This is a genomic window from Gellertiella sp. DMC107, from assembly GCF_056313605.1.
The window spans coordinates 394,191-420,935 of the sequence record NZ_JBQUZZ010000004.1 but is presented as its reverse complement, the minus strand read 5'-3'; the positions used below and the strand labels follow the sequence as shown (position 1 = coordinate 420,935).

18 protein-coding genes are annotated in these 26,745 nt (G+C 60.2%); 6 read left to right on the top strand and 12 right to left on the bottom strand.

Annotation, left to right across the window (positions count from 1 at the left end; genetic code table 11):
• Nucleotides 1-66: 66 nt before the first annotated feature.
• Nucleotides 67-942, top strand: coding sequence for a pyridoxal kinase PdxY (gene pdxY, locus ACT54B_RS15790; RefSeq protein WP_476046119.1), 876 nt, complete (start codon nucleotides 67-69; stop codon nucleotides 940-942).
• A gap of 98 nt (nucleotides 943-1,040) precedes the next feature.
• Complete coding sequence (locus ACT54B_RS15785; protein WP_476046117.1) at nucleotides 1,041-1,682, top strand: carbonic anhydrase; 642 nt, start codon at nucleotides 1,041-1,043, stop codon at nucleotides 1,680-1,682.
• 60 nt (nucleotides 1,683-1,742) lie between these two features.
• Here the strand turns inward: ACT54B_RS15785 and ACT54B_RS15780 are convergent, their stop codons facing one another.
• The 3 genes from ACT54B_RS15780 to ACT54B_RS15770 form a co-directional block, all read right to left on the bottom strand.
• On the bottom strand, nucleotides 1,743-2,561 hold the full coding sequence (locus ACT54B_RS15780; RefSeq protein ID WP_476046116.1) for a lytic murein transglycosylase: 819 nt from the start codon (nucleotides 2,559-2,561) through the stop codon (nucleotides 1,743-1,745).
• A gap of 148 nt (nucleotides 2,562-2,709) precedes the next feature.
• Nucleotides 2,710-3,744, bottom strand: a complete 1,035-nt coding sequence (locus ACT54B_RS15775) for an aspartate-semialdehyde dehydrogenase (protein WP_476046115.1) — start codon at nucleotides 3,742-3,744, stop codon at nucleotides 2,710-2,712.
• Nucleotides 3,745-4,034: 290 nt separating this feature from the next.
• Nucleotides 4,035-4,961 (bottom strand): DUF535 family protein, encoded by a 927-nt coding sequence (locus ACT54B_RS15770; protein ID WP_476046114.1) that lies wholly within the window; start codon nucleotides 4,959-4,961, stop codon nucleotides 4,035-4,037.
• Between the two features lie 321 nt (nucleotides 4,962-5,282).
• Between ACT54B_RS15770 and ACT54B_RS15765 the strand changes: the two genes are divergently transcribed.
• Complete coding sequence (locus tag ACT54B_RS15765) at nucleotides 5,283-7,205, top strand: MFS transporter (protein ID WP_476046113.1); 1,923 nt, start codon at nucleotides 5,283-5,285, stop codon at nucleotides 7,203-7,205.
• Between the two features lie 103 nt (nucleotides 7,206-7,308).
• On the opposite strand, the gene ACT54B_RS15760 is transcribed toward ACT54B_RS15765, so the two are convergent.
• From ACT54B_RS15760 to ACT54B_RS15720, 9 genes are all read right to left on the bottom strand, one after another.
• Nucleotides 7,309-8,055: a phosphatase PAP2 family protein gene (locus ACT54B_RS15760; RefSeq protein WP_476046111.1), complete on the bottom strand. Its 747-nt coding sequence runs from the start codon at nucleotides 8,053-8,055 to the stop codon at nucleotides 7,309-7,311.
• A 108-nt stretch (nucleotides 8,056-8,163) separates the two neighbouring features.
• Nucleotides 8,164-9,276: a 3-isopropylmalate dehydrogenase gene (gene leuB / locus ACT54B_RS15755; RefSeq protein ID WP_476046109.1), complete on the bottom strand. Its 1,113-nt coding sequence runs from the start codon at nucleotides 9,274-9,276 to the stop codon at nucleotides 8,164-8,166.
• 200 nt (nucleotides 9,277-9,476) lie between these two features.
• Nucleotides 9,477-17,969, bottom strand: a complete 8,493-nt coding sequence (locus tag ACT54B_RS15750) for a glycoside hydrolase family 94 protein (protein WP_476046108.1) — start codon at nucleotides 17,967-17,969, stop codon at nucleotides 9,477-9,479.
• Nucleotides 17,970-18,386: 417 nt separating this feature from the next.
• Nucleotides 18,387-18,929 (bottom strand): YbhB/YbcL family Raf kinase inhibitor-like protein, encoded by a 543-nt coding sequence (locus tag ACT54B_RS15745; RefSeq protein ID WP_476046107.1) that lies wholly within the window; start codon nucleotides 18,927-18,929, stop codon nucleotides 18,387-18,389.
• A 33-nt stretch (nucleotides 18,930-18,962) separates the two neighbouring features.
• Complete coding sequence (locus ACT54B_RS15740; protein WP_476046106.1) at nucleotides 18,963-19,583, bottom strand: helix-turn-helix transcriptional regulator; 621 nt, start codon at nucleotides 19,581-19,583, stop codon at nucleotides 18,963-18,965.
• Nucleotides 19,584-19,816: 233 nt separating this feature from the next.
• Entirely contained in the window at nucleotides 19,817-21,430 is a 1,614-nt protein-coding gene (locus ACT54B_RS15735) for a 5-guanidino-2-oxopentanoate decarboxylase (RefSeq protein WP_476046105.1), read from the bottom strand.
• Nucleotides 21,427-22,617 (bottom strand): pyridoxal phosphate-dependent aminotransferase, encoded by a 1,191-nt coding sequence (locus ACT54B_RS15730; RefSeq protein ID WP_476046103.1) that lies wholly within the window; start codon nucleotides 22,615-22,617, stop codon nucleotides 21,427-21,429. Before ACT54B_RS15730 ends, ACT54B_RS15735 begins: the two co-directional genes overlap by 4 nt.
• 55 nt (nucleotides 22,618-22,672) lie before the next feature.
• Nucleotides 22,673-23,308, bottom strand: a complete 636-nt coding sequence (locus ACT54B_RS15725) for a TetR family transcriptional regulator C-terminal domain-containing protein (RefSeq protein WP_476046102.1) — start codon at nucleotides 23,306-23,308, stop codon at nucleotides 22,673-22,675.
• Nucleotides 23,305-24,180: a dimethylarginine dimethylaminohydrolase family protein gene (locus tag ACT54B_RS15720; RefSeq protein ID WP_476046100.1), complete on the bottom strand. Its 876-nt coding sequence runs from the start codon at nucleotides 24,178-24,180 to the stop codon at nucleotides 23,305-23,307. Before ACT54B_RS15720 ends, ACT54B_RS15725 begins: the two co-directional genes overlap by 4 nt.
• 190 nt (nucleotides 24,181-24,370) lie before the next feature.
• On the opposite strand from ACT54B_RS15720, the gene ACT54B_RS15715 reads away from it, so the two are divergent.
• The 3 genes from ACT54B_RS15715 to ACT54B_RS15705 all read left to right on the top strand — a co-directional run bounded on the left by ACT54B_RS15715 (nucleotide 24,371) and on the right by ACT54B_RS15705 (nucleotide 26,744).
• Nucleotides 24,371-25,144, top strand: coding sequence for an ABC transporter ATP-binding protein (locus ACT54B_RS15715; protein ID WP_476046098.1), 774 nt, complete (start codon nucleotides 24,371-24,373; stop codon nucleotides 25,142-25,144).
• A 28-nt stretch (nucleotides 25,145-25,172) separates the two neighbouring features.
• A complete protein-coding gene (locus tag ACT54B_RS15710; protein ID WP_476046097.1) occupies nucleotides 25,173-25,949 on the top strand; it encodes a transporter substrate-binding domain-containing protein in 777 nt (258 codons plus the stop codon).
• Nucleotides 25,950-26,018: 69 nt separating this feature from the next.
• Complete coding sequence (locus tag ACT54B_RS15705; RefSeq protein ID WP_476046095.1) at nucleotides 26,019-26,744, top strand: ABC transporter permease; 726 nt, start codon at nucleotides 26,019-26,021, stop codon at nucleotides 26,742-26,744.
• The last annotated feature ends 1 nt before the right edge of the window (nucleotide 26,745 follow it).

Here is a 26,745-nt window from a genome sequence, read left to right as displayed (position 1 = left end):
TGAGCGTTGACTTCGCCAAATGAATCGACGCATGTCACGGTCGGCATATCTCACCGGGAGAAGGACATGAGGGCGACGGACAAGGGTGCGGTCATCGCGATTTCCAGCCATGTCGTCCGCGGTTCCGTGGGCAACCGAGCCAGCGCCTTCGCGCTGGAGACCCTGGGTCATCCGGTCTGGTCCTTGCCGACCGTGGTTCTGCCCTGGCATCCCGGACATGGACCTTCGACCCGAATGGTTTTCGGGGCGGAAGAATTCGACCGCACCATCGATGATCTGCTGCGTGCGCCTTGGCGCGGGGAAGTTCGGGCGATCCTCTCCGGCTATCTTGCCAATGCCGATCAGGCGCGCTCGATAGCGCGACTGGTGGAGGGTCTGCGCAGCCAGAACCCCGATCTGTTCTATGCTTGCGATCCTGTAATGGGGGATCTTGGGGGGCTTTACATCGCGGAGGAAACCGCCCTGGCGATCCGGGACCTGCTTGTGCCGCTTGCCTCGCTTGCCACGCCCAACCGTTACGAGCTCGCCTGGATGTGCGGGAGCGCCCTGGAGACCAATGCCGCCATCATGGAGGCTGCCCTGTCGCTCGGGCCACCCCGTATGCTGGTCACATCCGCTGTACCGATGATGGCGGGCGGTACGGGCAATCTCTATCTCTCGGGCAAGACGGCCCTTCTCGCTGAAAACCGACTGGTCGAAAATGCGCCGAACGGACTTGGTGACCTGATCGCCGCGCTTTTTCTTTCCCGCCTTCTCGATGGCATGGAGGAAGAACGGGCACTGCAGCTGGCAACCGCATCTGTGTTCGAAATTCTGGCACGGACCGCAAAAACCGGTGGCGACGAACTGGCGCTCGAAACCCACGCCTCCAGTCTTTCCACGCCCATGGCGATGGTGCAGATGCGCAAGCTCTTTCATCCCGCGCAGAGGCGCAGGACCTGATCCCTCGATATTCCCGGTCTGTCCATGTCGCGTAAAGGCATGTGAATGAGGCGGTCCCGGAGTTGATCTTGCAGCCCCCTGAGGATAGGGTCCGGCCTATGCACACGTTCCCAGAATATCTCATCGATGGCTACCGGAACTTCATGACCGGTCGCTACAGCAGCGAACAGGAACGCTATCGGGTTCTCGCCGATAACGGACAGCAGCCCAAAACGCTGATGATTGCCTGCTGCGACTCACGGGCCGCGCCGGAAATGATTTTCGATGCAGGCCCCGGGGAGCTGTTTGTCGTCCGTAACGTCGCGAATATGGTTCCGCCCTATGAGCCGGACGGCACCTATCACTCCACGTCGGCTGCGTTGGAATTTGCTGTCCAATCCCTCCGGGTGAAGGATATCGTCGTCATGGGCCACGGGCGTTGCGGGGGTATCCGGGCCGCGCTCGATCCGAATGCGGAACCGCTGTCACCTGGCGATTTCATCGGCAAATGGATGGGTCTTGTCAGCGCTGCTGCGGAACAGATCCAGATGAATGACGTCATGACCGCTGCGGAGCGACAAACCGCACTGGAGCGGGTGTCCATCCGCAATTCCATCCGCAACCTGCGGACTTTTCCCTGCGTCAAGATCCTGGAGGAAAAGGGCAAGATCGGGCTGCATGGCGCCTGGTTTGATATTTCGACCGGTGAGCTCTGGGTCATGGATGGCAAGACCGGCGATTTTATCCGCCCAGCCATCTGACACTGCTGAAATGGAGCCGGCAGAGCCGGCGCCATTGTCAGATGCATCGGCCTTTACGGCTTATTCGCCGTCGATCTGCTGCCCGATATAGGCAATCGCCTGCTGGTAGACGCTCGCCGCATTCCACCCTTGCAACGCGCCGAAATTCGGCTCGCCCGGCTGATAGCCGGCTCCAGCTCGCCAGCCGTGGCCACGCAAGAAATTCGCGGTGGATGCGAGTGCATCTGCGCGCGATCCGGCAAGGTTGATGCGGCCATCACCATCGCCATCGACGCCATATTTAACCACGTTGAGCGGAAGGAACTGGGTCTGGCCGATTTCGCCATGTGCGGCGCCACGGGCATCGGGGCTGAGATTGCCCTGGGCGACGAGCTTAAGCGCCGCATAAAGCTGATCGGTGAAATAGGCGGAGCGGCGGCAATCATAGGCCAGCGTTGCCACGGCAGAAAGCGTGTGCTCCTTGCCCATATAGCTGCCGAACCCGGTTTCCATGCCCCAGATGGCGATCAGCGGTCCAGCAGGAACCCCATAAGCCCGTTCGATGGAGGCAAACAGCCCGGCATTCGCCCGCTTCACACCCTTGCCACGCGAAATGATCGTCTGGCCGCCGCGCTTCTTCATGAACTGGTCGAAAGAGAGCTTGAAACTCTTTTGTCCACGGTCTGCGCGAATTGTGCCCTTGTTATAGGTCACGTTCGCAAATGCCCGATCCAGGACCTTGGCGCTCACGCCATTGGCTGCGGCTTCCTGCTTGAACTCCTCCACCCATGCCGGAAAAGCCCCACCCGTACTGCTGCAGGCGGCTGCCATCGCCATGCCGGGAAGCAATCCGGACAAACCGGACGCGATCAATACTGCCTTCAAAATGCCCCTGTTCATCCTCGACCCCGTCTCAAGATATCCGTCGGTTGGAACATCCACTTCCTCGGCCAACCCCTCGTCAGCCACTCCGTCCGGAAACAAAAAGCTCCGCAATACCATGCTGGAATTGCGAAGCTTTTAACCAAAACTCTTTACCAAATGGTAATCATGCCGCCTGCTTGCGCGATTTGATCAATCCACGATTGATGAGAAGTTCGGCAATCTGCACGGCATTGAGTGCGGCCCCCTTGCGGAGGTTGTCCGAAACCACCCACATGTTCAGCCCGTTTTCCACCGTGGCGTCTTCACGGATACGGGAGATGTAGGTTGCATCCTCACCGGCACTCTCGTAGGGCGTGATGTAGCCGCCGTTCTCGCGCTTGTCGATGACCTGGCACCCGGGCGCCTCGCGCAGAATGTCCCGGGCCTGCTCGGCCGTGATCTCGTTTTCAAACTCGATGTTCACCGACTCGGAATGGCCGATGAAGACCGGAACGCGTACGGCGGTGCAGGTTACCTTGATCTTGGGATCGAGCATCTTCTTGGTTTCGGCAAGAACCTTCCACTCTTCCTTCGTATAGCCGTCTTCCATGAAGACATCGATATGGGGAATGACATTGAAGGCGATGCGCTTGGTAAACTTCTTGTTTTCGATCGGATCCGCAACGAACACCGCGCGGGTCTGGTTGAACAGTTCGTCCATGCCCTCCTTGCCGGCACCGGAGACCGACTGGTAGGTCGAGACGACAACCCGCTTTATCTTGGCAAAGTCATGAAGAGGCTTCAGCGCGACCACGAGCTGCGCGGTGGAGCAGTTGGGGTTTGCAATAATGTTCTTCTTGGTGAAGCCTTCAATCGCATCCGGATTCACTTCCGGAACAATGAGCGGCACCTCGGCGTCGTAACGCCAGGCGGAGGAGTTGTCGATCACGACGCACCCCTGTTGGCCGATCTTCGGAGACCACTTCTTGGAAACATCGCCGCCAGCGGACATCAAGCAGATGTCCGTATCGGAAAAATCGTAGTTTTCGAGGTTCTTTACCTTCAGCACCTTGTCGCCGAAGGAGACTTCCGTGCCCAGGGAGCGGGCAGACGCGAGCGCGACAACCTCATCGGCCGGGAACCCACGCTCGGAAAGGATATTGAGCATTTCGCGCCCGACATTGCCGGTGGCGCCTGCGATTGCGACTTTGAAACCCATGATACTCGCTCTCTTTCTGTCTCTCCTCTTCGGTTGGGAGGGGAAAGCGACAAGACAGAGTCTTACCGTTTTCCTTGTCCCCAGCCTTGCCGGGGAGAGAGCGGCGGGCCAGAGACGTCAGACGGTTTTCGTCGTCGTTTTGGCCGTTGTTTTGGAAGAAAAGGAAAAAACTAGCCCCATGCCGGCAGCGGCTGCCGGGCAATGTCCCTCTGCAAGGATCAGCATAGAGCGAGGCATGTCAGGAAATTTCCTTGTTCTGGACGAGGTGTTTAAGAATTTTTGTGTCCGAGTCAAGCGTCTTTCGGACGCTCCGGTTCAAGCAGGCGGCTGCCGCAGGCGAAGAATGCCTGTTTGGCTTCATCACGACGCTTGTTGCCGGGGTCGGCTTCGGCGGGGTCCTTTGCAGGCAGAATGAATCCGAAGGGCCTGCCTGCCTCCCCGCCGCGCTCCAGCCAGTAATCGTCATAATCGGTCAGCATCCGCGACCGACGCCGCTTGGCCCGGTAATTGATGGGATGGTTCTCGTTGCTGATGGCCAGCATGTGGTTGGCGCCAAGAGAGCGGGCGACACCGGCGGCTGTCAGAAGCATCGCGTCCTTGGGCCTCAATCCCCCTATGTCACGCGTGGCGCTGACAACGGCCGTTTTCGGGACTTCCTTGCCGGGGCCCTGCAGGCCGCCAATCGCCACGGTCGGCTGTCCGGAGGCATCTCGAGCGAGCAGAAAGGTGATCCGGCACAGGATGATGCCACTGGACGCGCTTTCAAAGCCGCACGTCCACTCCCCCTCATGTCGGGTGCCGCACTGGTCGGCACGCCGCATCCAGACACAATATTCGTCTTTCTTGCCTTTTACCCGGCCCAGTTCCTGGCTTTCGCCGGCCCAAAGCGCTTGCCAGACGCAGTGATCCAGCCGGGATGCGGCAAGCCGGTAGTGCTCTTCCAGCAACGCTTCCCTTTCGGGCAGACTTCTATCCAGGGCGAAATAGGCGCCAAAAGCCTTGCGAACCAGTTCCAGTGGCGGTTCGCCCAAACCCTGTCGTGCAGAAAACTCCTCGATGAAGCCGATCCAGCGTGTGGAAAGCCCATACTGCCAAAGCGACCTGAAGAAGAAAACGACGGTGTGCTTCCAGGTATTCCGGCGTGCGAGCCGTCCCGTGTAGTCCACTATTTTCAGAAAGCCCGCGCGGCTTGGATGGATTTCTGTTGACTGCGGCATGGCTGCTTCTGAAAGGGGGCCTCGGGAATGTATCCCGGATCAAGGCTCTTCGCTAAGGCAAAGGCCTCTTCCGGTCAAGGGAGCCAATCCCCGCAACCGCTTCGCGCGCGCGGCTCTTTTTGCATCTGCAAAATAGTCTTATCTCCCTGTTTGCACTGCAAAATATACGACTAAAGTCATAAGTCGAAAGCATCTCTGACTCTCATACCTCTTTTCTGTCAGTCTTTCGTTAAGCGTGCCACATCCTGAGGGACAGCTTTCTGGAGGAGCTGAGCGGGCCGCTCTTTCGCCCTGTCAAGGGCATCTGCGGAGGACAATTTAATGGCTTATACAGCTGCTGCGGGGTCACCGACCCGCCCTATGACTGCCGAGGAAAGGAAGGTCATTTTCGCTTCCTCGCTCGGTACCGTATTCGAATGGTATGACTTCTATCTCTATGGCTCACTGGCCACGTTCATCGGCGCTGCCTTCTTCGCCGAATTCCCTGAAGCAACGCGCAATATCTTTACGCTGCTTGCCTTTGCTGCGGGCTTCCTGGTGCGACCGTTCGGTGCGCTGGTCTTCGGTCGACTGGGCGACCTGGTCGGCCGCAAATACACGTTCCTCGTCACCATTTTGATCATGGGTCTGTCGACCTTCCTGGTCGGTCTGTTGCCCGGCTCGGCAACGATTGGCATCTGGGCTCCGGTCCTGCTGATCGGCCTGCGTCTTCTGCAGGGTCTGGCGCTGGGCGGGGAGTATGGCGGTGCCGCCACCTATGTGGCTGAACACGCACCCGATGGCCGTCGCGGCTTCTACACCTCCTGGATCCAGACGACTGCGACGCTCGGGCTCTTCCTGTCGCTCCTGATCATTCTGGGCATTCAGGTCGCCCTCGGCAAGACCGCCTTCGCGGACTGGGGCTGGCGCATTCCTTTCCTCGTTTCCTCCCTGCTTCTGGGCATCTCCGTCTGGATCCGCATGAAGATGAACGAGTCCCCCGCCTTCAAGAAGATGAAGGAAGAGGGCAAGCAGTCCAAAGCACCGATCTCGGAAGCCTTCGGTCAGTGGAAGAATGCCAAGATTGCCATTCTCGCCCTCTTCGGTGCTGTCGCCGGTCAGGCCGTCGTCTGGTATTCCGGTCAGTTCTACGCCCTGTTCTTCCTGACCAACGTGCTGAAGGTCGATGCGCAGGCCGCCAACATCATGGTTGCTATCGCCTTGGCCATCGGGACCATGTTCTTCGTGGTTTTCGGCTGGCTGTCCGACAAGATTGGCCGCAAGCCGATCATCCTGGCCGGCATGATCCTGGCCGCCGCCACCTACTTCCCCATCTTCCATGCCATGACACAGGCCGGTAACCCTGCGCTCTACAAGGCCCAGCAGACGCCCGCCACCGTGACTGCCGATCCGGCTGACTGCCACTTCCAGTTCAACCCAACCGGCACGGCCAAGTTCACCTCGTCCTGCGATATCGCAACGGACTTCCTGACGAAGAACTCGGTTCCCTACACCATCGTGCCCGCAGCAGCCGGTACGCCGGCCGTCGTGAAGATTGGCGAAACCTCGATCGACAGCTTCGACAGCGTCAAGGCTTCAGAGGAAGTCAAGGCACAGAACCCGGACTTCGATGCGGCCAAGATTGCCGACGCCGTCAAGGCCAAGACCGGCGGCTTCCAGAAGAAGATCAACATGGCCCTTCAGGCTGCCGGCTACCCGCTGGTGCGTGATCCTGCCAAGGTTGCCGAAGCCAAGCTGGCCGGCTTCATCGAAAAGAACCCGGAACTCGCCCTCGACATCGCTGCTATCCAGGCGACCGAGAAGACGATGGTTCCGACCGCCGCCGCGATCAAGGACAAGATCGTGACTGCTGAAGAAGCGGGTGCTGCCACCGAAATTCCGGTCTATACCATCCCCGGCGCCGGCGCCTTCAAGATGGTCTCCGATCCGGCCCAGGTGAACTCGACCATGATCGTGGCCCTCCTGACCATTCTGATGATCTATGTCACGATGGTTTACGGTCCGATTGCCGCCATGCTGGTGGAAATGTTCCCAACCCGCATTCGCTACACCGGCATGTCGCTGCCCTATCACATCGGCAACGGCTGGTTCGGCGGCCTGCTCCCGGCAACAGCCTTCGCGATGAGCGCTGCAAAGGGCGACATCTACTATGGCCTCTGGTATCCGGTCATCATTGCCGCTGTCTGCGCCGTGATCGGCCTGATCTTCCTCAAGGAAACGAAGAACAACGATATCAACGCCTGATCGCGGAACATCCGAACAGGCCGGGCAGCCCCAAGCTCCCGGCCTTGCCCGGCGCCAGAAGCGCCGGGTTTTTTGTTTCTGGAGCCCGGGTGATGGCGACGAGTCAAAGCCTGCTACCGGGAAGGCCGGTTCGAAACAGCAGACCGTAGCGGGCAAAAACAATGGCCGTCATCAGCGAGAACCAGACGCCGAAAGAATATCCGCTGATGACATCGCTGGGATAATGCGCCCCAACCAGAGTGCGGGTGGCTGCCAGGAAAAACCCGAGGAGAAGGAAAGGCACGCGAAAGGCCGGGAAGAGAATGGCCAGCGCCATCGCGAGCGCTCCGTCGGTGGTGGAATGACCGGACGGAAAGCTCTCGAAATCATAGTCATGGGCAAAAGGATGGAAGCTCATCGTGCCCAGATCGTCCATATGCATGGGCCGGGCGCGCCCAATTGCGCGCTTGGCAAGATTGGACAGCAGTCCGGATGCCGCGACGGAAATGAAGACGAAGAGCGACGCATGAACGATACGGATGGCCCGAAAGCGCGACACGCGAGCGGTCAGGCGAGGGCCGGCCAGATGCGATCCCACCCCGATAATCGCTGCCGAGACCAGAATCCAGCCGGATTTACCGGCATCCGTGATATCTGCGGCGAAGTCCCGGAGCCAGGCCGGCTCTGTCTTCACCCATTCCATGGCGCTGCGATCCACGAAGAACGCAGCGACCGTGATCAAGACCAAGGTGATGACCGTCCAGCGCTTCCAGGAGATTCTGGGATGATGCGGGGAGAAGCGTTTGTAACGGCGATCGAGCTTCTGTCTGAAGCCCGGAGCTATGCGCGACTGATGGCGATCGTTGGACATGGTGGCCTCCGGCAGAAGCCACCCATTGTTTCAGCAAAAATGGCGGCCTGATGGTAAGCGCGGCCCGCAGGACCGAAATCTTATCCTCAAGCCGCGCTGCTTCGTTCCTTAATTGGAAATTTTGGCGAATTCCGCAAGGATGGCATCGCCCATTTCCGTCGTACCGACCTTCCGGCAACCGTCGGCCATAATATCGCCGGTCCGGATGCCCTGGTCGAGCACGTTGGCAATCGCCTTTTCCAGGTTGTCGGCTTCCTTGACGAGGTTGAACGAATACCGAAGGCACATGGCGAAGGACGCGATCATCGCGATCGGGTTGGCAATGCCTTTGCCGGCAATATCCGGTGCAGAACCATGGACGGGTTCGTACAGCGCCTTGCGCTTTCCGGTTTTTGCATCCGGTGCGCCGAGCGATGCGGAAGGCAGCATGCCGAGCGAGCCGGTCAGCATGGCGGCTACGTCGGACAGCATGTCTCCGAACAGGTTGTCGGTAACAATTACGTCGAATTGCTTCGGCTGACGGACAAGCTGCATGCCCCCTGCATCGGCCAGCATATGTTCAAGCTGCACGTCCTGATATTTCGCCTTGTGCGTCTCTGTGACCACCTGGTTCCAGAGAACGCCCGACTTCATGACATTCCGCTTTTCCATCGAACAAACGCGGTTGCCGCGGGTACGGGCAAGTTCAAATGCTACCGAAGCGATACGTTCGATTTCATAGGTGTCGTAAACCTGGGTATCGATCCCGCGTTTCTGGCCGTTACCGAGATCGATGATCTCCTTGGGCTCTCCGAAATAGACGCCGCCCGTGAGCTCGCGAACGATAAGGATGTCGAGCCCTTCCACCAATTCTGGTTTCAGCGAGGAGGCGTTGGCGAGCGCCGGATAGCAAATGGCGGGACGCAGATTGGCAAACAGCTTGAGGTCCTTGCGCAGGCGCAGCAGGCCGGCTTCCGGGCGAACTTCATATGGCACCGCGTCCCACTTCGGGCCGCCGACAGCACCGAACAGAACCGCGTCCGCATTCATCGCCTTGTCCATGTCCGCTTCCGAGATCGCCGAACCATGGGCGTCATAGGCCGAACCGCCGACGAGACCTTCATCGGTGACGAAGCCTGCGGACATGGTCTCGTTCATGAAAGCGATGATCTTGCGGACTTCCGCCATGGCCTCGGGGCCGATGCCATCACCGGGAAGCAGAAAAAGCGAACGCGTCGTCATGGAAAACCCTCGTGCAGTGTGTTCAAGTATTGCCGGTTTCATAAACCCGCTACCCCGACTGTCAAGCGCGGAAAAGGGCGTAAAAGCCCAGAAAACCCCGGATTTCATCGCTGAAAGCCGAGGAGTGCCAAACAAAGGCCGGGACCGCGATTGGCGGTCCCGGCCTTTTGTCGGTTGTCATCTGGCGCCGATCTTGTTCCCTAAAGTTCGAAGCCGGCGGTGGGCTCCGCAAGCAATTCGCCGTTCACACGTATCTCGAGCGCATTCCCGCTTTGCACCATGGTGACGTGACAAGTCTTGCCTTCCAGGGAAAGCATGACGTCTACCTTGTCCCAACCCGACGGAAGAGCCGGCGTCAGCAGAACGCGGTTGCCCTTCAGGGAGATGCCGAGGATCCCTTCAACGCCTGCCCGGTAGAGCCATCCTGCGGATCCCGTATACCAGGTCCAGCCGCCCCGCCCCGTGAGGTCCCCGGCGCCATAGACATCGGCAGCAACCACATAAGGCTCTACCCTGTAGGCTTCGGCGGCTTCCCGCGTGAGCGCATGATTGATCGGATTGAGCATCGAAAAGCAGCGATACGCCTCATCGCCACGCCCCAACCGCGCGAGCGCCAGAACGGTCCATGTGGCGGCATGCGTGTACTGCCCGCCATTTTCGCGCACGCCCGGCGGATAGGCCTTGATATATCCGGGGTCGTGATCGGTGTTTTCAAAGGGCGGAGTGAAAAGGCGGATCAGGCCTGCTTCCGGATCGACCAACTGATCCAGAACCGCATCCATTGCCATCGCCTGCCGCTCAGGTTCGCCTATACCGGACAACACACTCCAGGACTGTGCAATAGAATCGATGCGGCATTCCTCGGATCGGGCGGACCCGAGGGGCGTTCCATCGTCAAACGTACCGCGCTGATAGTGTTCTCCGTCCCAGCCCGCAGTTTCAAGGGCTGTTTTCAAACGCGGCAGATGGCTGTTCCACCGCTCGGCGCGATCCCTGTCACCTCTCGCCTCTGCTTGCGAAACGAAACGTTGCAGGGTGCCCGCCAGAATCCAGCCGAGCCACGTGCTCGTGCCCTTCCCCTCGATTCCGACGCGGTTCATGCCATCATTCCAGTCGCCGCCCAGAATCAGCGGCAAACCATTCTCTCCGGTTCGCAGGACGGCAAGATCGAGGCCCCGGGCAGCATGTTCGTAGATCGATGCGCTTTCGCCGCTGATATCGGGCTTGTAGAAAGCGTCGTGCTGCCCCTCTTCAAGACGCGGCCCTGACAGGAACGGTACGGTTTCATCCAGCAGGCTCATATCCCCCGTAGCGGTGATATAATGGTCGACCGCGTAAGCCAGCCAGACAACATCGTCGGAGATCAGCGTTCGCACGCCCGCCCCCGTCTCCGGCAACCACCAGTGTTGAACGTCGCCTTCCGGAAATTGCCGAGCCGCCGCATTGAGGATCTGGGCCCGCGCAAGGGATGGCTTTTGCAGGATGAAAGCCAGCGTATCCTGCAACTGGTCCCGGAACCCGAAAGCACCGCTCGCCTGATAGAAAGCGGCACGGGCGCGAATGCGGCAAGCCAGGGCCTGATAGGGCAGCCATCCGTTGATCATCAGATCGAAGGCACGATCCGGCGTCTTTACGTTCAGCGTTCCGGTAAAGGTCTTCCAGTCCGCGTGAATCTCCTTCAGCGACTGTTCGAAATCCTTATGCCTTACCCGGTCCAGCACCGCTTTGGCTTCCTCTGCCGATCCGGCATCGCCGAGATAGATATAGAGGTCGCTGGTTTCGCCGGGCCGCAGGGTGACATCAAAGCAGAGAGCTGCCGCCGGATCGCCGTCGAAATCGGCATTGTTCGAGAGGGTATGGCCCTTCCGGACGGCATCCGGAGAATGAATGGCGCCCTTGCCGATGAATTCCCGTCGGCTTCCGGAGAAACCGGCTGCGCCGAGGCTGCCGGCGAGGAAGGCCGATCGCCCCGAATAGTCGATGCTGTAGGGGTTCGTTGCAAAAAGTGCGTCTGCCTGCCCGTCATGAGAGGTCATGACATAGGGTGCCGTCTTCTGGCCATTGTTGCCCAAAACCCATTCTGCATAGGCAAAAACCCGGAGCTGTCGCGGTGCAGAGGTCGGGTTGCTCATGCGAATCCGGGAAATCTTGACGGGCTCCGCCGGATCCACCACCTGCAGGACCTCAAGGCTCAATCCGCCCTTTTCCGTGAGGAAAACGCTGTATCCATGGCCGTGGCGCGCCTCGAAGACCTGGTCTTCATCGCGGGAGAGGGCGGCAAACGGCACCATCACGTCGCCGCTGTCCTGATCAAGCACGTAGAAGGCTTCCCCGGGGCGATTGACAACAGGATCGTTCGTCCAGGGTGTCAGCTGATAGTCCCGTGAGTTGGCGCTCCAGGTAAAGCCGCCGCCTTCAGCGGGAACATGGAAACCGAAGGTCCTGTTGGCGATCACATTGATCCACGGATGAGGGGTCGCCTGGCCTCCCTTCAGCCGGGTCACATATTCGGAACCATCCCGGTTGAAACCACCGAAGCCGTTCCAGAAATCGAGATCGCCGCGGTCTGGGACGGGAGTCACGGTGCTCGCAACGACGGGCGACAAGGTGAGCTCGGGCTTCCGGTCGGCGTCCGCTGCGGGCAGTGCCTTGACGGGCGGCGGTGCAAAGAGCGCCACGCTGCGGTTGATCTGGTCGGTGATCGTACCATTCGCCGCGTGGAAGACGGCGCGGGAGGCTGCAATCAGGGCCTGCCAGGTCGCATTGTCCATCAGGTCGCGTCGGACGGCAAAGATGTGCTGGCGCAGGCCATCTGCCTGACCGAGGCGGCGGAAATTCTCGCAGGCTGCATCAAGGGCATGCTGCATGTCCTGGGCATAGGAGGCGGCGCGCTCGTTGATGATGACGAGATCGACGGTGAGGCCTCTCGACCGCAGATACTCCTGCGCCATCAGTGCCTCGCGAGCGATGCCCAGATCCATCTCGTCGTTGATGCGCAGCGCAATGATCGGAAAATCTCCGGAAATCGCCAGCGGCCAGAGCGCCGACTGGGACGCCAGACCCGCCGCAACGGTGGCCGGATCGGCCCTCAGATGCATGTCGGGATAGACCACATAACGACCGAGCAGCTGGAATGCCGCCGCCTGCCGGGAATCCACGCCGATATGGCGCATCTGCACCTGGGCTCGTGTCCAGGCATGAATCATCTCATGGCTGAACGCGTCAGGATGCCGGTAGCGGTCGATGGCCATGTCGATTTCCGCGCGGCTGGGTGCGGCAATCGTCCAATAGATGAGGCTCACCTTCTTGCCCGCCGGTACGCGGATCACGCGGCGAATGGAGAGAATCGGATCCAGCGTAAACCCGTCCTTTCCGGACAGGCTGGCGCCCGGATCGAAGGCGGCGGCTTCGGCAAGACTGCGCCCGCGGCCGATAAAGCGGCGACGATCCGTCTCGAACTCCGTCGGTCGGGGCGAACCGGAATTGTCCACCACCAGATGGGCCACCCACATGTCGGGTTCGCTTGGATTGCGCTTGTTGCGTACGGCCCGAATCACATCGCCACGCTTGCCGATTTCCGTCTTGACGAACATGCGCGAGAACAGGGGGTGGGCGTTGTCGGCTTCATCCGTGGAAAGCACGGGCTCCATGTAGGACGTGACTTCGATGAACCGGTCTTCGGCACTCATGTTGATGAGTGTCAGGCGACGGCCCTCGGCATCATGCTCTGTCGCGACGATGCATTCGAGTTCGCTGGTCAGCCTGCCGACGGTTTTGGAGAATTCCGCCTTGTCGTCGCCGAAAATGACGCTCGCCTTCTCCCCGTCCATGGATTTGGGCGCCACGGTCGACGACCACCACTGGTTCGACGCGAGATCGCGCAGGAAGACGAAGTTGCCCCAGTTGTCTTCGGTGGGATCGGCCTTCCACCGGCTGACGGTTTGGCCGTTCCAGCGGGAATAGCCGGAACCCGTGGCCGTCAGCATAACCGAGTAGTGACCGTTTGACAGGAATACCAGTTCTCTTTCGCGGTTGGCGGGATCATCGACCGTGCGAATCTGCGGTCGTGCCAGGTCCGCCTGGCTCGACCCGGGCTTGGACGGCTCCTGTTTGGCGCTCATGACCTTGACTTCGCGCGGCGCTTTTTCCTCGATCAGCAGTTCCGCAGCCTCGATGACCGGATCCGAGTGGAAAAGTTCGCGCAGCATGCCATTGAAAACCACATTGGCAACCGCAGCAACGGACATGCCGTGGTGATGGGCCATGTAATTTCGGACTACCGCACACCGGCTTCCTTCCGGCACGCGGGTCGGGGTGAAATCCACCGCATCATGGAAGCCATAGGGACCCAGGGCGCCGAGCTTCCTCAGTTCGCGAAGGTTCGCGAGGGCGGCCTCCGGTGCATATTGGGAGGCGAGCAGGGAGGCATAGGGAGCGATCACGGCATTCTCGCCCAGTCCCCGCTTCAGTCCGAGGGTCGGAACCCCGAAATTCGTATACTGATAGGTGAGTTCATGGTCGCGCGCGTTGAACGCCGCTTCCGATATGCCCCAAGGCGTTCCCAGTCGTTTGCCGTGATTGATCTGTTCCTGCACCACCAGATTGTTCGTCTGGTTGAGGATGCCCCCCTGTCGTTCCTGCATGACGAGCGGCGGCATCAGATATTCGAACATGGAGCCCGACCAGGAAACCAGGGCACCGCGAGAACCGACCGGAACGACCTGACGGCCAAGTTTATACCAGTGCTCCGTCGGCAGGTCGCCTTTCGCAATGGCAAACAGGCTTGTCAGTCTGGCTTCGGAGGCGAGTAGGTCATAGCAGGCTTCGTCCAGTTCTCCGGTCTCGACCCGATATCCAATGGACAGCAGGCGCCGCTCTTTGCGGAAAAGGAAACTGAAATCCATTCCGAAAGCGATGCCGCGCGTCTTGTCGCGCAGGAAAGCCAGCCTTTGGCGCAGTGTCTCGATATGGGCAATATCGAAGGCGGAATCCTTTTCATGGGCTTCGCAGGTGGTGACCAGCGAGCGGGCCCATGCGGTGACCTCGCGGCTTTGGGCAGACCCGATCTCGTGATCGAGATTGGTGGTGAGCTTCTCGATATCCCGGGCGAGACCCAGCAAGGTTTGGATCTGGGTGGAGGCCGAAACCTTTTCTCGCCGGACCGCAGACAGAGCCGACTGGAAACTGTCGATACATTCGTCGAGGCGGCGCCTCAGGGGGCGAACCGTCTTGCGGTCGTCAGGCAGGTCCTTGAGCACTTCCTTCAGAACGCCCAGCACATCTGCCACGCCATCAATCTGCGCCTGCATATGGGCGGAGGGTGCCTCTTCCCACTCGCGCAGGGCGGATGAGATGGCCACCAGATGGCCAGCCAGGTTGCCGCTGTCCACGGCGGATACATAGCGGGGACCCAGCGTATTCAATGTGTCGGTCAGATACCAGTTCAGCAGATGGCCGCGAAACTTCTCCATCCGGTCGATGGTGGATACGGTCTGTTCGATCCGTTCGATCGTTTCGGCAAAAGAAATCCAGCCGAACTGGCGGGCGGAAAGGATCGAGAGAAGATATACGCCAATATTGGTGGGCGAGGTTCGCTCCGCGAGGACGGGATGGGGGATCTCCTGGAAATTGTCCGGAGGCAGAAAATTCTGCCGGGCATCCACGAAGGTTTCGAAATAGCGCCAGGTCCGCCGAGCGATCTTTCGCAGTTCTGCAGATACCTCTTCGGAGACGACGAGACGGTCTTCCGTCTCTGCGGTCTGGCTTACATACCAGGCCACCGCAGGCGAAACGATCCAAAGGAAGACGAAGGGCAAGGCAACCAGAAAGCTCTGGTGGCCAGGCATGGCTGCCAGCGCCAAGCCGAGAATGGCCATTGCCGGCGCCTGCCACATGCTTTTGTAATAGTCCAGGATGGAGCCCTGGGCGGCCGATTGAACGCTGGCTGCCGTCTTCCATTCCAGAAGATATTTCCGGCTGATGAAGAGCCGGTAGAGGGACCGCACGATGGCGTCCAGCATCTTCCAGGCCGAATCGGCAATGAAGACCACCCGTAGAGCGACCTGCGCATTCGCTGCCCGGATGTCCGACCAAACGGTATAGAGATGGGCGCGCGCGACAATGTCGCTCGACCGCGGAATCAGACCCGAGATCAGCGACAATGTGGGCGCGACGAAGAGGCAGAATATCAGCAGGGCCTGCCACACCAGGGCATGGAAAGGCTCAAGCAGGTACCATCCGCAAATCGACGCGATGAACCAGGCGATGGGGATCAGCGACCGCCGAAGATTGTCGATCATCTTCCAGCGACCAAGGGCGCTGACACCGCGCCCCAGTTCCAGGATGAAGGGCAGAAGCTGCCAGTCTCCACGCACCCAGCGGTGTTGGCGCGAGACCTCCACCTCGTAGCGCACGGGGAAATCCTCGACCAGCTCGACGTCTGTCACCAGCGCGCAACGGGCCATGGACCCTTCGAGAAGGTCATGGCTGAGGATGGTGTTTTCCTCGATGCGCCCTTTCAGGGCAGCCTCGAAGGCATCGACGTGATAAAGACCCTTCCCGGTAAAGGTGCCCTCACCGGTCAAGTCCTGATAGACGTCCGAGACGGTGAAGACATAGGGGTCCAGTCCCCGATTGATCGAGTAGATGCGTTGGAAAACGGAGGCATCCACACCCGTCGTCAGCGAGGCGGTGACCCGCGGCTGCAACAGGCCGTAGCCTTCGACCACGCGCTTGCTGACGGGGTCGATTTCCGGGCGGTTGATCGGATGATGCAATTTGCCAACGAGCTTTGTCACCGCATCGCGCATCAGGCGCGTATCGGAGTCCAGCGTCATGACATACTGGATGCCTTCCGGAATTTCGTTAGCTCCTGGAAGGAACGTCGTATCCCGGTCGCCTCGCAGCAGCAGGTTCAGCTCGTGCAGCTTGCCACGCTTGCGCTCCCACCCCATCCAGCAGCCTTCCTGCGGATTATAGAGGCGGCGGCGGTGCAGGAGGAAGAAGCGCTGCATGGGATCGCCGGCATAGCGTTGCCGCAGGATGTCGATCTGCTGGCGCGCATAGGCAAAGACCGCGAGATCGGCTTCCGTTTCTTCCTTCTGGCTATCCGGCCAGTCGCTGACCAGGGCGAAATGGATGGCGCCATGCGGATTGGAAAGATAGTGAACTTCCAGATTGCGAACGAGCTCATCGACGCTGTCGCGACTGGAGATCAGGCAGGGAACCACCAGCAGCGTGCGCGCATCCTCCGGAACGCCGTCCTTGAATTCGTAACCGATCAGGCGGACCGGGGGCACCAGAAAAGTCACCAGCGTATTGAACAGGCCGGTGGCTCCTTCCGAGGCGGGGAGGGCCAGGAGGGCGAGCAGAAGGATCATCGCTGCAAGAGAAAGGCCGGTCGTCGACAGGAACAGCCAGGCGCACAGGAGAGCGATAAGCGTGAATGCGATGACAGGGCCGCCGATCGCGAACCAGTCGAACTTGCGGAAATTGCGGATGGATCTCTGAAGAAGCGGCGTGCTGTAGCCGATTGCCTTCTCCAGCTTCTTGCGTTGCGTTCCGACCAGGAAATCACCGAGGTTGGACGGCCGGCTGTTCATGCCGATCGGACCCGCTTCGGCGGTCATCTCGCAGGCTTTTTCAGCAATGGCCAGCTCTGTCAGTCCGGAGCGTTTGGCCAAGCGTTCGATGGTCCGGCGGTATTTGTTGCGGGATCCGGAGTCGAGATCACCATAATCGGTGCGGGCAAAGAGCAGCCTGTCAACAGCGCTCACCTCCTCCACCCAGACAGCCCATTCCGTATCGTTGATGTGGCGAAGGCCCTTGATGATGTTGCCCATCGTCACATTGCCGGAAGAGAGGCGGTTATGCTCCGCCATCAGAACCTCTTCCGCATCCGTGCCAGCCCGTTCCAGCCGGTTCTCAAGCCATGCAATGGCAAGGCTCGACGTTTGCGATCCATCCCGGAGCCGGTAGAGGAACTGTGTGGCAAAGGTGTTATCCTCCGCCAGCTGCTCCAGACTGTTCAGGTAGGATTTGCAACGTTCGGCATCGGAAAGGCGGATCAGCTCGTCGGCCGCCTCGTTTGCTCGCCGGCGCATCTGGCGAGAGCGCTCGACCCGGATCGAAATTCGCCGCAGGTTTTCGATCAGCACGTAACGGACCATGGACGGGATGGCCCAAAGCTCGCCAATCTTCAATGTTTCGACGGACTGGTAGCCTTCGACAATCGCCGACAGTCCGTCGCGAGACACGGCACTGTGCGTGTGAGCCACATAGAGCCAGGCAATTGCCAGAGTCCTCGGAATGTCCTGACCCGCCACCCGGATGACCGGCAGTTCCCGATAGAAACGGCGGGGGAAATCGCGGCGTACCTCCTGAAGGGCCTCTTCCACGATATAGTGGTTGTCGAGCAGCCATTCCGCCGCGGGGGTGATCACTGCCCCCGCCGCGACATCCGACGCGGTGGAGCGATAGACGCGCAGGATTTCCCGGTCGTTTTCCTTGTGTCGCCGGAAGAAGTCGAAGGGCGTGTAGGCCGGAAGGTGCATTTCGCCCGTCCGCGCCATATCAGCTCCCAGTGCGTGCAATTCTTCCAGGGAAAGATATGTCGCCCTGATCGAACCGTTGTGATCGATCTGCTTTGCTTCGGACTCGCGATTGGAGGCGGCGTGCGGATTTTGAAGGGACATGAGTTCCGATTCTGACTGCAAAGAGAGTGATCAAACGGCCACGCCATAGCCCGACACCTGCATCAGCACAACATGCCAGGCCGCTCTGCCGCAGGCCTATGTGCATGTTCCGGCGATCGGGCCGGAAGGAAGCGCAAGCAAGCCGGGAAATGGCGTTCGTCTCATGCCATGTGCAGGGAACATGGCAATTTTGCGCCAGCCGGCCGGTCAAGGCGCGCTGAGGGAGATTGAAGCAGTTTGATGCGAAGTCAAGGGCGGAGGTAGGGGCTTCTCTACGCCAAAAACGGACCAATCGAACCGGCGGGGACATGGATCGCGGTGTCCGATCGATCGCCATAAGCAGTGGTGTCCAGGCAATCCGGAACCAGTTGGCTCCAGATTGTCTGCGTTCTGGCCCGGTGCGCGAGGGGCGGTCGCTTACTGGCCGTAAAGGACGGTCATCTTTGCCGTTTCCAGCGTATTTGCCCCCAGGTTGAAGCCTAGCATCGCGGCGGAAGCCTGGTTATCGATCGCCAGCCGATCCACCTTGAGGGCATGGAGCGTGAAGATGTAGTGATGAGGTTTACCCGGAGGGGGGCAGGCTCCGCCGTAGCCCGGCTGGCCGAAATCCGTTCGTCCTTCCACTGCCCCTTTCGGCAGTTTGTCGGTGCCGCTGGCGCCTTTCTCAAGATCCGTCACCTCTTCGGGTATATTGAACACGGTCCAGTGCCACCATCCGGAGCCGGTTGGAGCATCGGGATCATACACGGTCAAGGCAAAGCTTTTCGTGCCTTCCGGTGCCCCGCTCCAGGAAAGCGAGGGCGAAACATTGCCCCCCTTGCAGCCGAAGCCGTTCAAAACCTGCTCGGCAGACAACCTGCCACCTTCCTGCATGTCGCCCGAGGTCAGCTTCATTTCCGCATGGGCGTGACCCGCGCCAAGAACGGCAACCGTAAGTGCGGCGAGAATTGATTTTTGCATGGTCGTACTCCTTGTCTGTAGACAAGGAGATTTTTACGACGGGATCTCCGGCCTCGCGCGCCCAGACCGATCGATGTCGGCGCTGATTCGATCAAAATGCTTGTCCTTCATCCGAATCTCATGCGGCTGGAGACCGAAACGGTCTCGAAAACGGCTGGCAAAGCGAGACGGAGATTCGTAGCCGACGGACAGTGCGACAGCGGCGACAGACCATTCGGTGGACTGAAGCAGCGAAAGCGCCTGGGTCATTCTGACATCGATCAGGATATCCAGAAATGTCAGTCCTTCAGCGCGTAACCGGCGCCGCATGGTCGGTTCGCTGATTGCGAGTTGTGACGCGAGGTGGTCTGCCTTCCAATCCTGATCCGGCGAGGCTTCCAGGACGCGGCGCACCTGCTCGCCGAAGCTTGGCGCCGGCAAGACGCAAAGCCGCAATCCCTCTTCTGCCAACCAGGTGATCAGCTCCGCGACCATCAGGTCCAGAACGGTTGAGGGTATTTTCTGTGAACCCTGCAATGACCGTGTCAACCGCTCGAAGCTCTCTCTCAGTCCTTCCGACGGGGTATCCAGCCCGATCCGGGGCGGCATCGCCGGCGGGGACAGGCCAGCCGTTGCTTCGGCCCGGGCAAAACGGGTGCGATCAATACCGATCATGCGAGCCTGGTAAACGCCGTCCTCCGGCGGCCGGTTTTCGACATGCAGAGGCAAGCGATCCGGGAGGAGACCGATTCCGCCCGCGGGGATCGTCACACGAAAGCCCTCTCCCGATACGGTTTTCGCGCCTGACTCCACCAGCACGACAGCGGGGACAGGGCCAACAAGAGCGTGAAAATGAGCCCTTCGATGTTGGCGCACCGTGAGAAGCGGAAGGGGCGCAGGCGGGCTCGTCATCGTAGCGAGCCGATGATGTGTTCTTCACAAACCTCGATCAGGCTTGGACCAACCTGCGCTGCGGCATGCTGCAGGGCCGTCTTGAGATCTTCCATGCGATCCACTCGAACGGAAGGCAGACCATAGGCTTCGCCGATCTTGACGAAATCCGGTGCAGACGGTCTGACCCCTTCGGGCGTAATCCCGTTATCGATCATATAGGTTTCGATTTCCCGGTAGCCGTCATTGTTCCAGACAAGGAAAATGACCTGCGCTCCGGCATCGCGCGCCGACCCGATCTCGGCGAGGGTGAATTGCAGGCCTCCGTCGCCCGTCAGGCAGACGACGGGTGTGCCTGGCTCGGCAAGGGCTGCTCCGATCGCCGCGGGCGGGCCATACCCCAAGGCCCCGAAGCCCGTGGCAGCATTAAACCAGCCGCGCGGCCTGTCGGCGTCATAAAATAGATTGCCCGCATAGATGGCCTGGGTGGAATCCCCCACCAGAATCAGGCCGGGAAGCGCGGATCGGATGGCCTCGAGAAAGGCGACTTCCCGCTGCATCTTCGGACTTAATTCTGCGCGTGCCGCTGAGCGAAGCGCCTGGGCGATTGCAGAGCCTTCGCCGGCGTTTCGGGACGTCTCGAGCTTCGGCAGCAGGTCCTCTATCGCATTTTCGACCGTGGAGAGGATCGGGAGCCGGCTGTGACAATTGCGGGCCAGTTGAGCCGCGTCCACATCCACATGGATCAGGTTCGAGAGCGTCGGAAATCCGCCATCGACATAGACGTCGTAGTCCGTAGGGCCCAGCTGGGTTCCGAGAGCCAGCACCAGATCCGAAGCAGCAATCTGACGCCGGACAGAATGCAGGCTTGCACTTGCGGGCACCGCAAGGGGATGACCGGGCATGATGCCGCGGGCGTTGGCGGTCGTTATCACAGGCGCGTCCAGCCTTTCGGCGAGGAGGCGGATCTCCGATGCGGCAGAGGAAGCACCCCCGCCGACGAGGAGGACCGGTGCGCGTGACGCGTTGCAGAGCTGGGCGGCTTCATCGATGGCCTTCCTGTCCCCCCGGGGCTGCAGGGCGGGTGCCGGCTTCAAGGCCGGAACGGCAATGGATGCCGACATGACGTCGGTCGGCACTTCGATATGTACCGGTCCCGGTCGGCCAGAGCGAAGCAGCGTGAACGCGCGCGCCATGACATCGGGAAGGTCGGAGGGTTCGAGAAGCGTATGGGTCATCTGGCAGAAACTTGCCATCATGGCCCGCTGGTCCGGCAATTCGTGCAGCTTGCCCCGGCCATGCCCGAGGGACGCACGAGCATTCACACCCGAGATCACCAGCATCGGAACAGAATCCTGCTGGGCTTGCGCCATCGCTGTAATGGCGTTCGTCAGCCCCGGTCCGGTGATCAGCAGACAGACGCCGGGTTTCCCGCTGACGCGGGCATAGCCGTCTGCCATGAAGGCGGCTCCCTGCTCATGTCTGGGCGTGATATGCCGAATGGAGGAGGCTGCCAATCCACGGTAAAGCTCCACCGTGTGTACACCGGGTATGCCGAAAACCGTATCGACATCATTGGCTTCCAGAATATCGACCAGCACTTCACCGACGGTTTTCATGGCGGCGCTCATGCTCTTCTTGCCTCTCCTGCACACAATTGACGGGCCAGCTCCGCCATGCGGCGGGTTGCCTCCTGCAATCGTTCATCCGGAACGGTCAGAGAAATCCGGATGAAATCCGTAGCCTGGTTTCCAAAGGACGAACCCGGCATCACCGCCACATGCTGCTTTTCGAGAAGCTCCCAGGCGAAGGCTTCACCTGATAGACCGGTTGCCCCAACGTCCACGAGAATGAACATACCACCCTCGGGCATCATCGTTTTCAGCAGGGGCTCGCCGGACAAGGCCTGCTCGACGATTTTTGCGCGGCGATGATAGTTTTCACGCATGATCGCTGCCGTCTCGAAGCGCTGCGAGACCGCCATCGCCGTCATGTCGGAAATGAAGGGTTGAACGCCAAACAGCATCGTTTCGGATACGGGGAGGACCCGCTGGCAGAATTCTTCGGGACCGGCAGCCCAGCCGCTTCTGAAACCCGGAGCCGCGTGGGATTTCGAAATTGACGAGACGACAATTGTCCTCTCCGCCAGGTCCGGCTCATCGAAGGGCGAGGCAAAGGTTTGCCCGAAAATCAGTTCTTCATAGACTTCGTCGCAGACAATCCAGAGATTGTGGCGGCGACAGACTGCTCCGATGGCGCGGATCTCCTCCGCGCTGAGCACGGCGCCGGTCGGATTGTGGGGTGTGTTCAGAAGAAGTACCCGGCTGGCCGGTGTGATGGCCCGCTCCAGGTCGTCAGCCTGAAGATGAAAGCGGCGGGATGCGGAAAGCGGAACGGGGACAAGTCGGGCGCCCGTCGAGGCGACCACACCCTCGTAAGTGGCGTAGAGCGGATCGCCCACCAGCACATCATCGCCTGCCTCCACCAGGCCCAGCATCACCGCAAAAAGCGCAGTCTGGGTTCCGGGGAAGCAAAGAATGTTTTTCTCCGTCACATCGGGGCGGCGCTTGCGGTATTTTTCCGTCAGCGCTTTGAGGACAGCCGGCTCCCCTCGCCCGTTGGAATAGCGGGTGCGGCCCGCATGCATGGCGCGGGCGCATTCTTCGAGCAATGCCTGATCCGGCGGCAGGTCCGGCTCGCCGATCGTCAGTTCGATGATCTCCGCACCTGAGGCCGCTTTTGCCCGCGCTGCGGCGTGAACGGCCCACTTGCCGGAACCGAGATTGGAAAGGCGATCCGTGATCGAGGCGTAGCGCATGGCGTCAGTCCTTTTAATGAAGAGGATAAACCTGTTGTTACCCGCGAAAGGCGGTTTATCCCGAGAGGCTGCCTTCCGGCACGCCGAGAATGGTCTCCGCCGAACGGAGGACGATTTGGGCTGCTTCCCCTTCCGCGAAGAGGCCGCGCGCCACGGAGTGCTCGAGCCAGAGGCCATCGATCAAGCCATTGATGGCAATAGCCTTTGTCCGCCTGACAGGCGCGGGATCCATCCGGCCCTCCTCTTCCTGGAAGGCGGCAAGCATGCTTTCGAGCTTTTCCAGAAAAGCCAGATAATGTTCCTGGTGGATGGCACCGAAAGCGGGGTCCAGATTCACGTGGCCGATAAATGCGGCCCAGACGGCGAATGTCCGCGCATTGGTCACGCTGTCGTTGAGGTTGGCGGCGATGAAATTTCGCAACCGATCTCGGGCCGAGAGACCGCCTGCTTCTGCCGCGGCCTCCACGCTCTGCTGCATCTCGCGCATGAGTTCGCGATAGGCTTCCTGGACCATCTGGTCCTTGCTTTCGAAGTAATGCCGTATCAGTCCACCCGTGACCCCTGCCCTGGCCGCGATCTGGCGAACTGTTGCCGCCCGCAGGCCCTGTTCAGCGATCACGTCAAGCGTCGCATTGACCAAGTCGCGCCGGCGCTCGACTTCACCTGCCCGATGGAACGTCCGTCGGTTCATGCGGCCCGCCACACCGGACGAGTAAGGCAGGTGGGGCCACCCTCACAGGCAATGCAAAGCGCATCGGCGTCGAAGGTTTCGACCGCACAACCGGCAGCTTCCATGACCGCGCGCGTGCCGGGGAAGCCGGATACGGCAATGACCTGCCGCGGCTTGACGGGAAGCACATTCAGGTTGAGACCGGAACTTGCGGCGAACTCGTCTTCCGGTGCATGCAGCAGCGTGATGCCGAGGTCGCGCAGCATGAGGTAGAAGGCGGCCGGCATGAGCGGTGCGTGAACAAGCGCCAGATCGTCGGCCAGCGGGCTCATGACCGACATCAGGTGAAGACAGGCCGCCTCGCCGGCCCAGAGCGGCAGGTCGAACGTCAGAACGGTGACACCCAGCGGCTTCAGGATGTCCTGCACCTGATCGATGCCGTGCTGGTTCGAGCGGACGCCGCGACCGATGGCGAGAAGGTGCTCATTGACCCAGATGCAATCGCCGCCTTCGACGGTGCCCGGCTCTTCCAGCCTGCCAAGGATGGGGATGCCAGCCGCCCGATAGGCCGCTTCGTGCAGGGCAGGTTCACCCTTGCGCAGCGGCTTGCCCATGTTGAGAATAATGGCGCCCTTGTCTGTCATCAGCGAGGGATCATGGGTGAACATCGCATCGGCCATGCCATCACCCTGGTCCTCCAGCCACAGGATCTCCGCACCGGACTTTTCAACAAGCCGGGAAAATTCCTTATATTGTTCAATAGCTTTTGGACCATTGAAGGTTGGGCCATAGTGCCAGGTCTTTGGATCGGCAGACTGTAGGCTCGGCCCGGGCCGGCGCATGAGGACCCGCCTCAGGGTGGTTGCCATGGCTTGCGAACCGAACTTCGACATTCTGGACTGTTCCCTCTTTTGTGGATCATCAGCAGCACTTTGTGGCGGCCTGGTGCTATTATACGCTTGAATAATTTTCGGACAAGTGCAAAACTCCCCATCAACAGCTCTCCGGACCAGCGACGGAAGGGCCGAAACAAAAGCTGGGGAACAGAAAACGGGCGCTGGTGCCCGGCAAGGGATGGGAAACATGAACGGACCTGAACAGGCCATTCAGGTAACGGATCTCCATAAGCGTTTTGGTTCGCTTGAAGTGCTGAAGGGTATCTCCCTTAAGGCGGCTCAGGGGGATGTCATCGCCATAATTGGCGGTTCCGGATCGGGAAAGTCCACCTTTCTGCGGTGCATCAACCTTCTCGAGCTTCCGACTGCGGGCCAGGTCCGGGTGCATGGCGAAACCATCGAGATGAAGCCCGACGGGCAGGGCGGACTCGTTCCGGCAAACCGCAAGCAGGTTCAGCGCATCCGGTCCCGTCTCGCAATGGTGTTTCAGAGTTTCAATCTCTGGCAACACATGACCGTTCTTCAGAACGTCATCGAAGCGCCCGTCCATGTCCTCGGCGTAAGCAAGGACGAAGCCGTTGCAACGGCTGAAGCGCTTCTCAAAAGGGTAGGACTCTTCGAAAAGCGGGATGCCTATCCCGCTTTTCTGTCTGGCGGACAGCAGCAGCGCGCGGCGATCGCCCGGGCGCTGGCGGTGCAACCACTCGCCATGCTGTTTGACGAGCCTACATCAGCCCTCGACCCCGAACTGGTGGGCGAAGTGCTCACCGTTATCGGCGATCTCGCGCGTGAAAAACGCACCATGCTGCTTGTAACCCACGAGATGAAATTCGCCCGCGAGGTGTCCAATCATGTGGTCTTTCTGCACAATGGTCTCATCGAAGAACAGGGTCCGCCGGAGCAAATCTTCGGCGCACCCAAATCGGAACGACTGAAGAAATTCATCAGCTCCATTCATTGAAAAGCGAAAAAAGCAAAGGGGAAACACCATGAAAAAGACGCTTTCGATTCTCGCTGCTGCTCTGGCGTTCGGGCTTGCGGCTGGCGCCGCCCAAGCCGAGCAGGTCAAGGTTGGCTTTGCCGCGGAACCTTACCCGCCCTTCACCTCGCCGGATGCAAACGGCAACTGGGTAGGCTGGGAAGTGGATTTCCAGAAGGCAATCTGCGCGGAAGCCAAGCTTGACTGCGTCATCACGCCGGTCGCGTGGGACGGCATCATCCCGGCCCTGACATCCAAGAAAATCGACATGATCATCGGTTCCATGTCGATAACCGAGGAGCGCCTGAAGACGATCGACTTCTCGGACAAGTACTACAACACGCCTACCGTGGTCATCGGACCGAAGGACCAGAAGTTCGATGCGACGCCGGAAGGCCTCAAGGGCAAGATCATCGGCGTCCAGGTTTCCACGATTCACCAGGCCTATGCTCAGGCGCATTTCGGCTCCACGGCGGCCGAGATCAAGGAATATCAGACCCAGGACGAAGCAGACCAGGATCTTGCTGCAGGCCGGGTCGATGCGGTCCAGGCGGATTCCATCGCGCTCGATGCTTTCCTGAAGTCGGAAGCCGGTGGCTGCTGCGAAGTGAAGGGTGTCGTGGAGGATGATCCGTCCATCCTCGGTCTGGGCGTTGGCGTCGGCCTGCGCAAGGGCGAAACCGAGCTGAAGGACAAGATCAACGCCGCCATCAAGACCATTCGTGCCAACGGCACCTATGATAAGTTCTCGAAGGCCTATTTCGACTTCGACATTTACGGCAAGTAAGCCGCAGTCGGCGGGTGCGCGGCCTTTCGGGTCGCGCACCGTTTCACTCGATCAGGGATCTCCGTACTCGTGGCTGCCGCGACACAATCCTATCTCGATCTTCTCGCGCTCGACGCACCCGGTTGGGGCGGCGTCATGCTTGTCGGGTTCCTCCAGTCTCTGAAGCTCGCCTTCGGCGGCTATGGCCTCGGTTTGCTGATCGGCATAGGCGGTGCCTGCGGCAAGCTTTACGGTGGCCCCATTCTCCGAGATCTCATGGAGATCTACACGACACTGATCCGGGCAATCCCGGAACTCGTGCTGATGCTCCTGCTGTACTACGCGGGCACGGACGCGCTCAGCCAGCTGCTGGCTTTGGCGGGATATGGTTCCGTCGACATCAATGCGCTCACGGCCGGTATTTTCGTCATCGGCGTCGTTCAAGGTGCCTATGCGACCGAGGTATTCCGCGGCGCGATCAAAGCCGTCCCGATCGGCCAGATCGAGGCCGCCCGGGCATATGGCATGTCGCCGCTTCAGGTGCTTACCCGCATAACGCTGCCGGCAATGCTGCCGCACGCTCTTCCGGGCCTGGCCAATCTCTGGATGGTCGCCACCAAGGATACGGCGCTGCTTGCCGTCATCGGCTTCAGCGAATTGACCCTTGTCACCCGTCAGGCGGCCGGGTCGACCAAGGCCTATATGCTGTTCTTTCTGGCTGCGGGGGCCATCTACCTCGCCTGGACGCTGGTTTCCAGCGTGGTCATCCGCCTTATCGAGAAGCGGGCCATGCGTGGCCTGGTGAGGACGGCCTGAC

What these genes read in the sequence shown, in the direction of transcription:
- pdxY (WP_476046119.1), top strand. Translation starts at nt 67, where the DNA reads ATGAGGGCGACGGACAAGGGTGCGGTCATCGCGATTTCCAGCCATGTC.
- ACT54B_RS15785 (WP_476046117.1), top strand. Translation starts at nt 1,041, where the DNA reads ATGCACACGTTCCCAGAATATCTCATCGATGGCTACCGGAACTTCATG.
- ACT54B_RS15780 (WP_476046116.1), bottom strand. Translation starts at nt 2,561, where the DNA reads ATGAACAGGGGCATTTTGAAGGCAGTATTGATCGCGTCCGGTTTGTCC.
- ACT54B_RS15775 (WP_476046115.1), bottom strand. Translation starts at nt 3,744, where the DNA reads ATGGGTTTCAAAGTCGCAATCGCAGGCGCCACCGGCAATGTCGGGCGC.
- ACT54B_RS15770 (WP_476046114.1), bottom strand. Translation starts at nt 4,961, where the DNA reads ATGCCGCAGTCAACAGAAATCCATCCAAGCCGCGCGGGCTTTCTGAAA.
- ACT54B_RS15765 (WP_476046113.1), top strand. Translation starts at nt 5,283, where the DNA reads ATGGCTTATACAGCTGCTGCGGGGTCACCGACCCGCCCTATGACTGCC.
- ACT54B_RS15760 (WP_476046111.1), bottom strand. Translation starts at nt 8,055, where the DNA reads ATGTCCAACGATCGCCATCAGTCGCGCATAGCTCCGGGCTTCAGACAG.
- leuB (WP_476046109.1), bottom strand. Translation starts at nt 9,276, where the DNA reads ATGACGACGCGTTCGCTTTTTCTGCTTCCCGGTGATGGCATCGGCCCC.
- ACT54B_RS15750 (WP_476046108.1), bottom strand. Translation starts at nt 17,969, where the DNA reads ATGTCCCTTCAAAATCCGCACGCCGCCTCCAATCGCGAGTCCGAAGCA.
- ACT54B_RS15745 (WP_476046107.1), bottom strand. Translation starts at nt 18,929, where the DNA reads ATGCAAAAATCAATTCTCGCCGCACTTACGGTTGCCGTTCTTGGCGCG.
- ACT54B_RS15740 (WP_476046106.1), bottom strand. Translation starts at nt 19,583, where the DNA reads ATGATCGGTATTGATCGCACCCGTTTTGCCCGGGCCGAAGCAACGGCT.
- ACT54B_RS15735 (WP_476046105.1), bottom strand. Translation starts at nt 21,430, where the DNA reads ATGAGCGCCGCCATGAAAACCGTCGGTGAAGTGCTGGTCGATATTCTG.
- ACT54B_RS15730 (WP_476046103.1), bottom strand. Translation starts at nt 22,617, where the DNA reads ATGCGCTACGCCTCGATCACGGATCGCCTTTCCAATCTCGGTTCCGGC.
- ACT54B_RS15725 (WP_476046102.1), bottom strand. Translation starts at nt 23,308, where the DNA reads ATGAACCGACGGACGTTCCATCGGGCAGGTGAAGTCGAGCGCCGGCGC.
- ACT54B_RS15720 (WP_476046100.1), bottom strand. Translation starts at nt 24,180, where the DNA reads ATGTCGAAGTTCGGTTCGCAAGCCATGGCAACCACCCTGAGGCGGGTC.
- ACT54B_RS15715 (WP_476046098.1), top strand. Translation starts at nt 24,371, where the DNA reads ATGAACGGACCTGAACAGGCCATTCAGGTAACGGATCTCCATAAGCGT.
- ACT54B_RS15710 (WP_476046097.1), top strand. Translation starts at nt 25,173, where the DNA reads ATGAAAAAGACGCTTTCGATTCTCGCTGCTGCTCTGGCGTTCGGGCTT.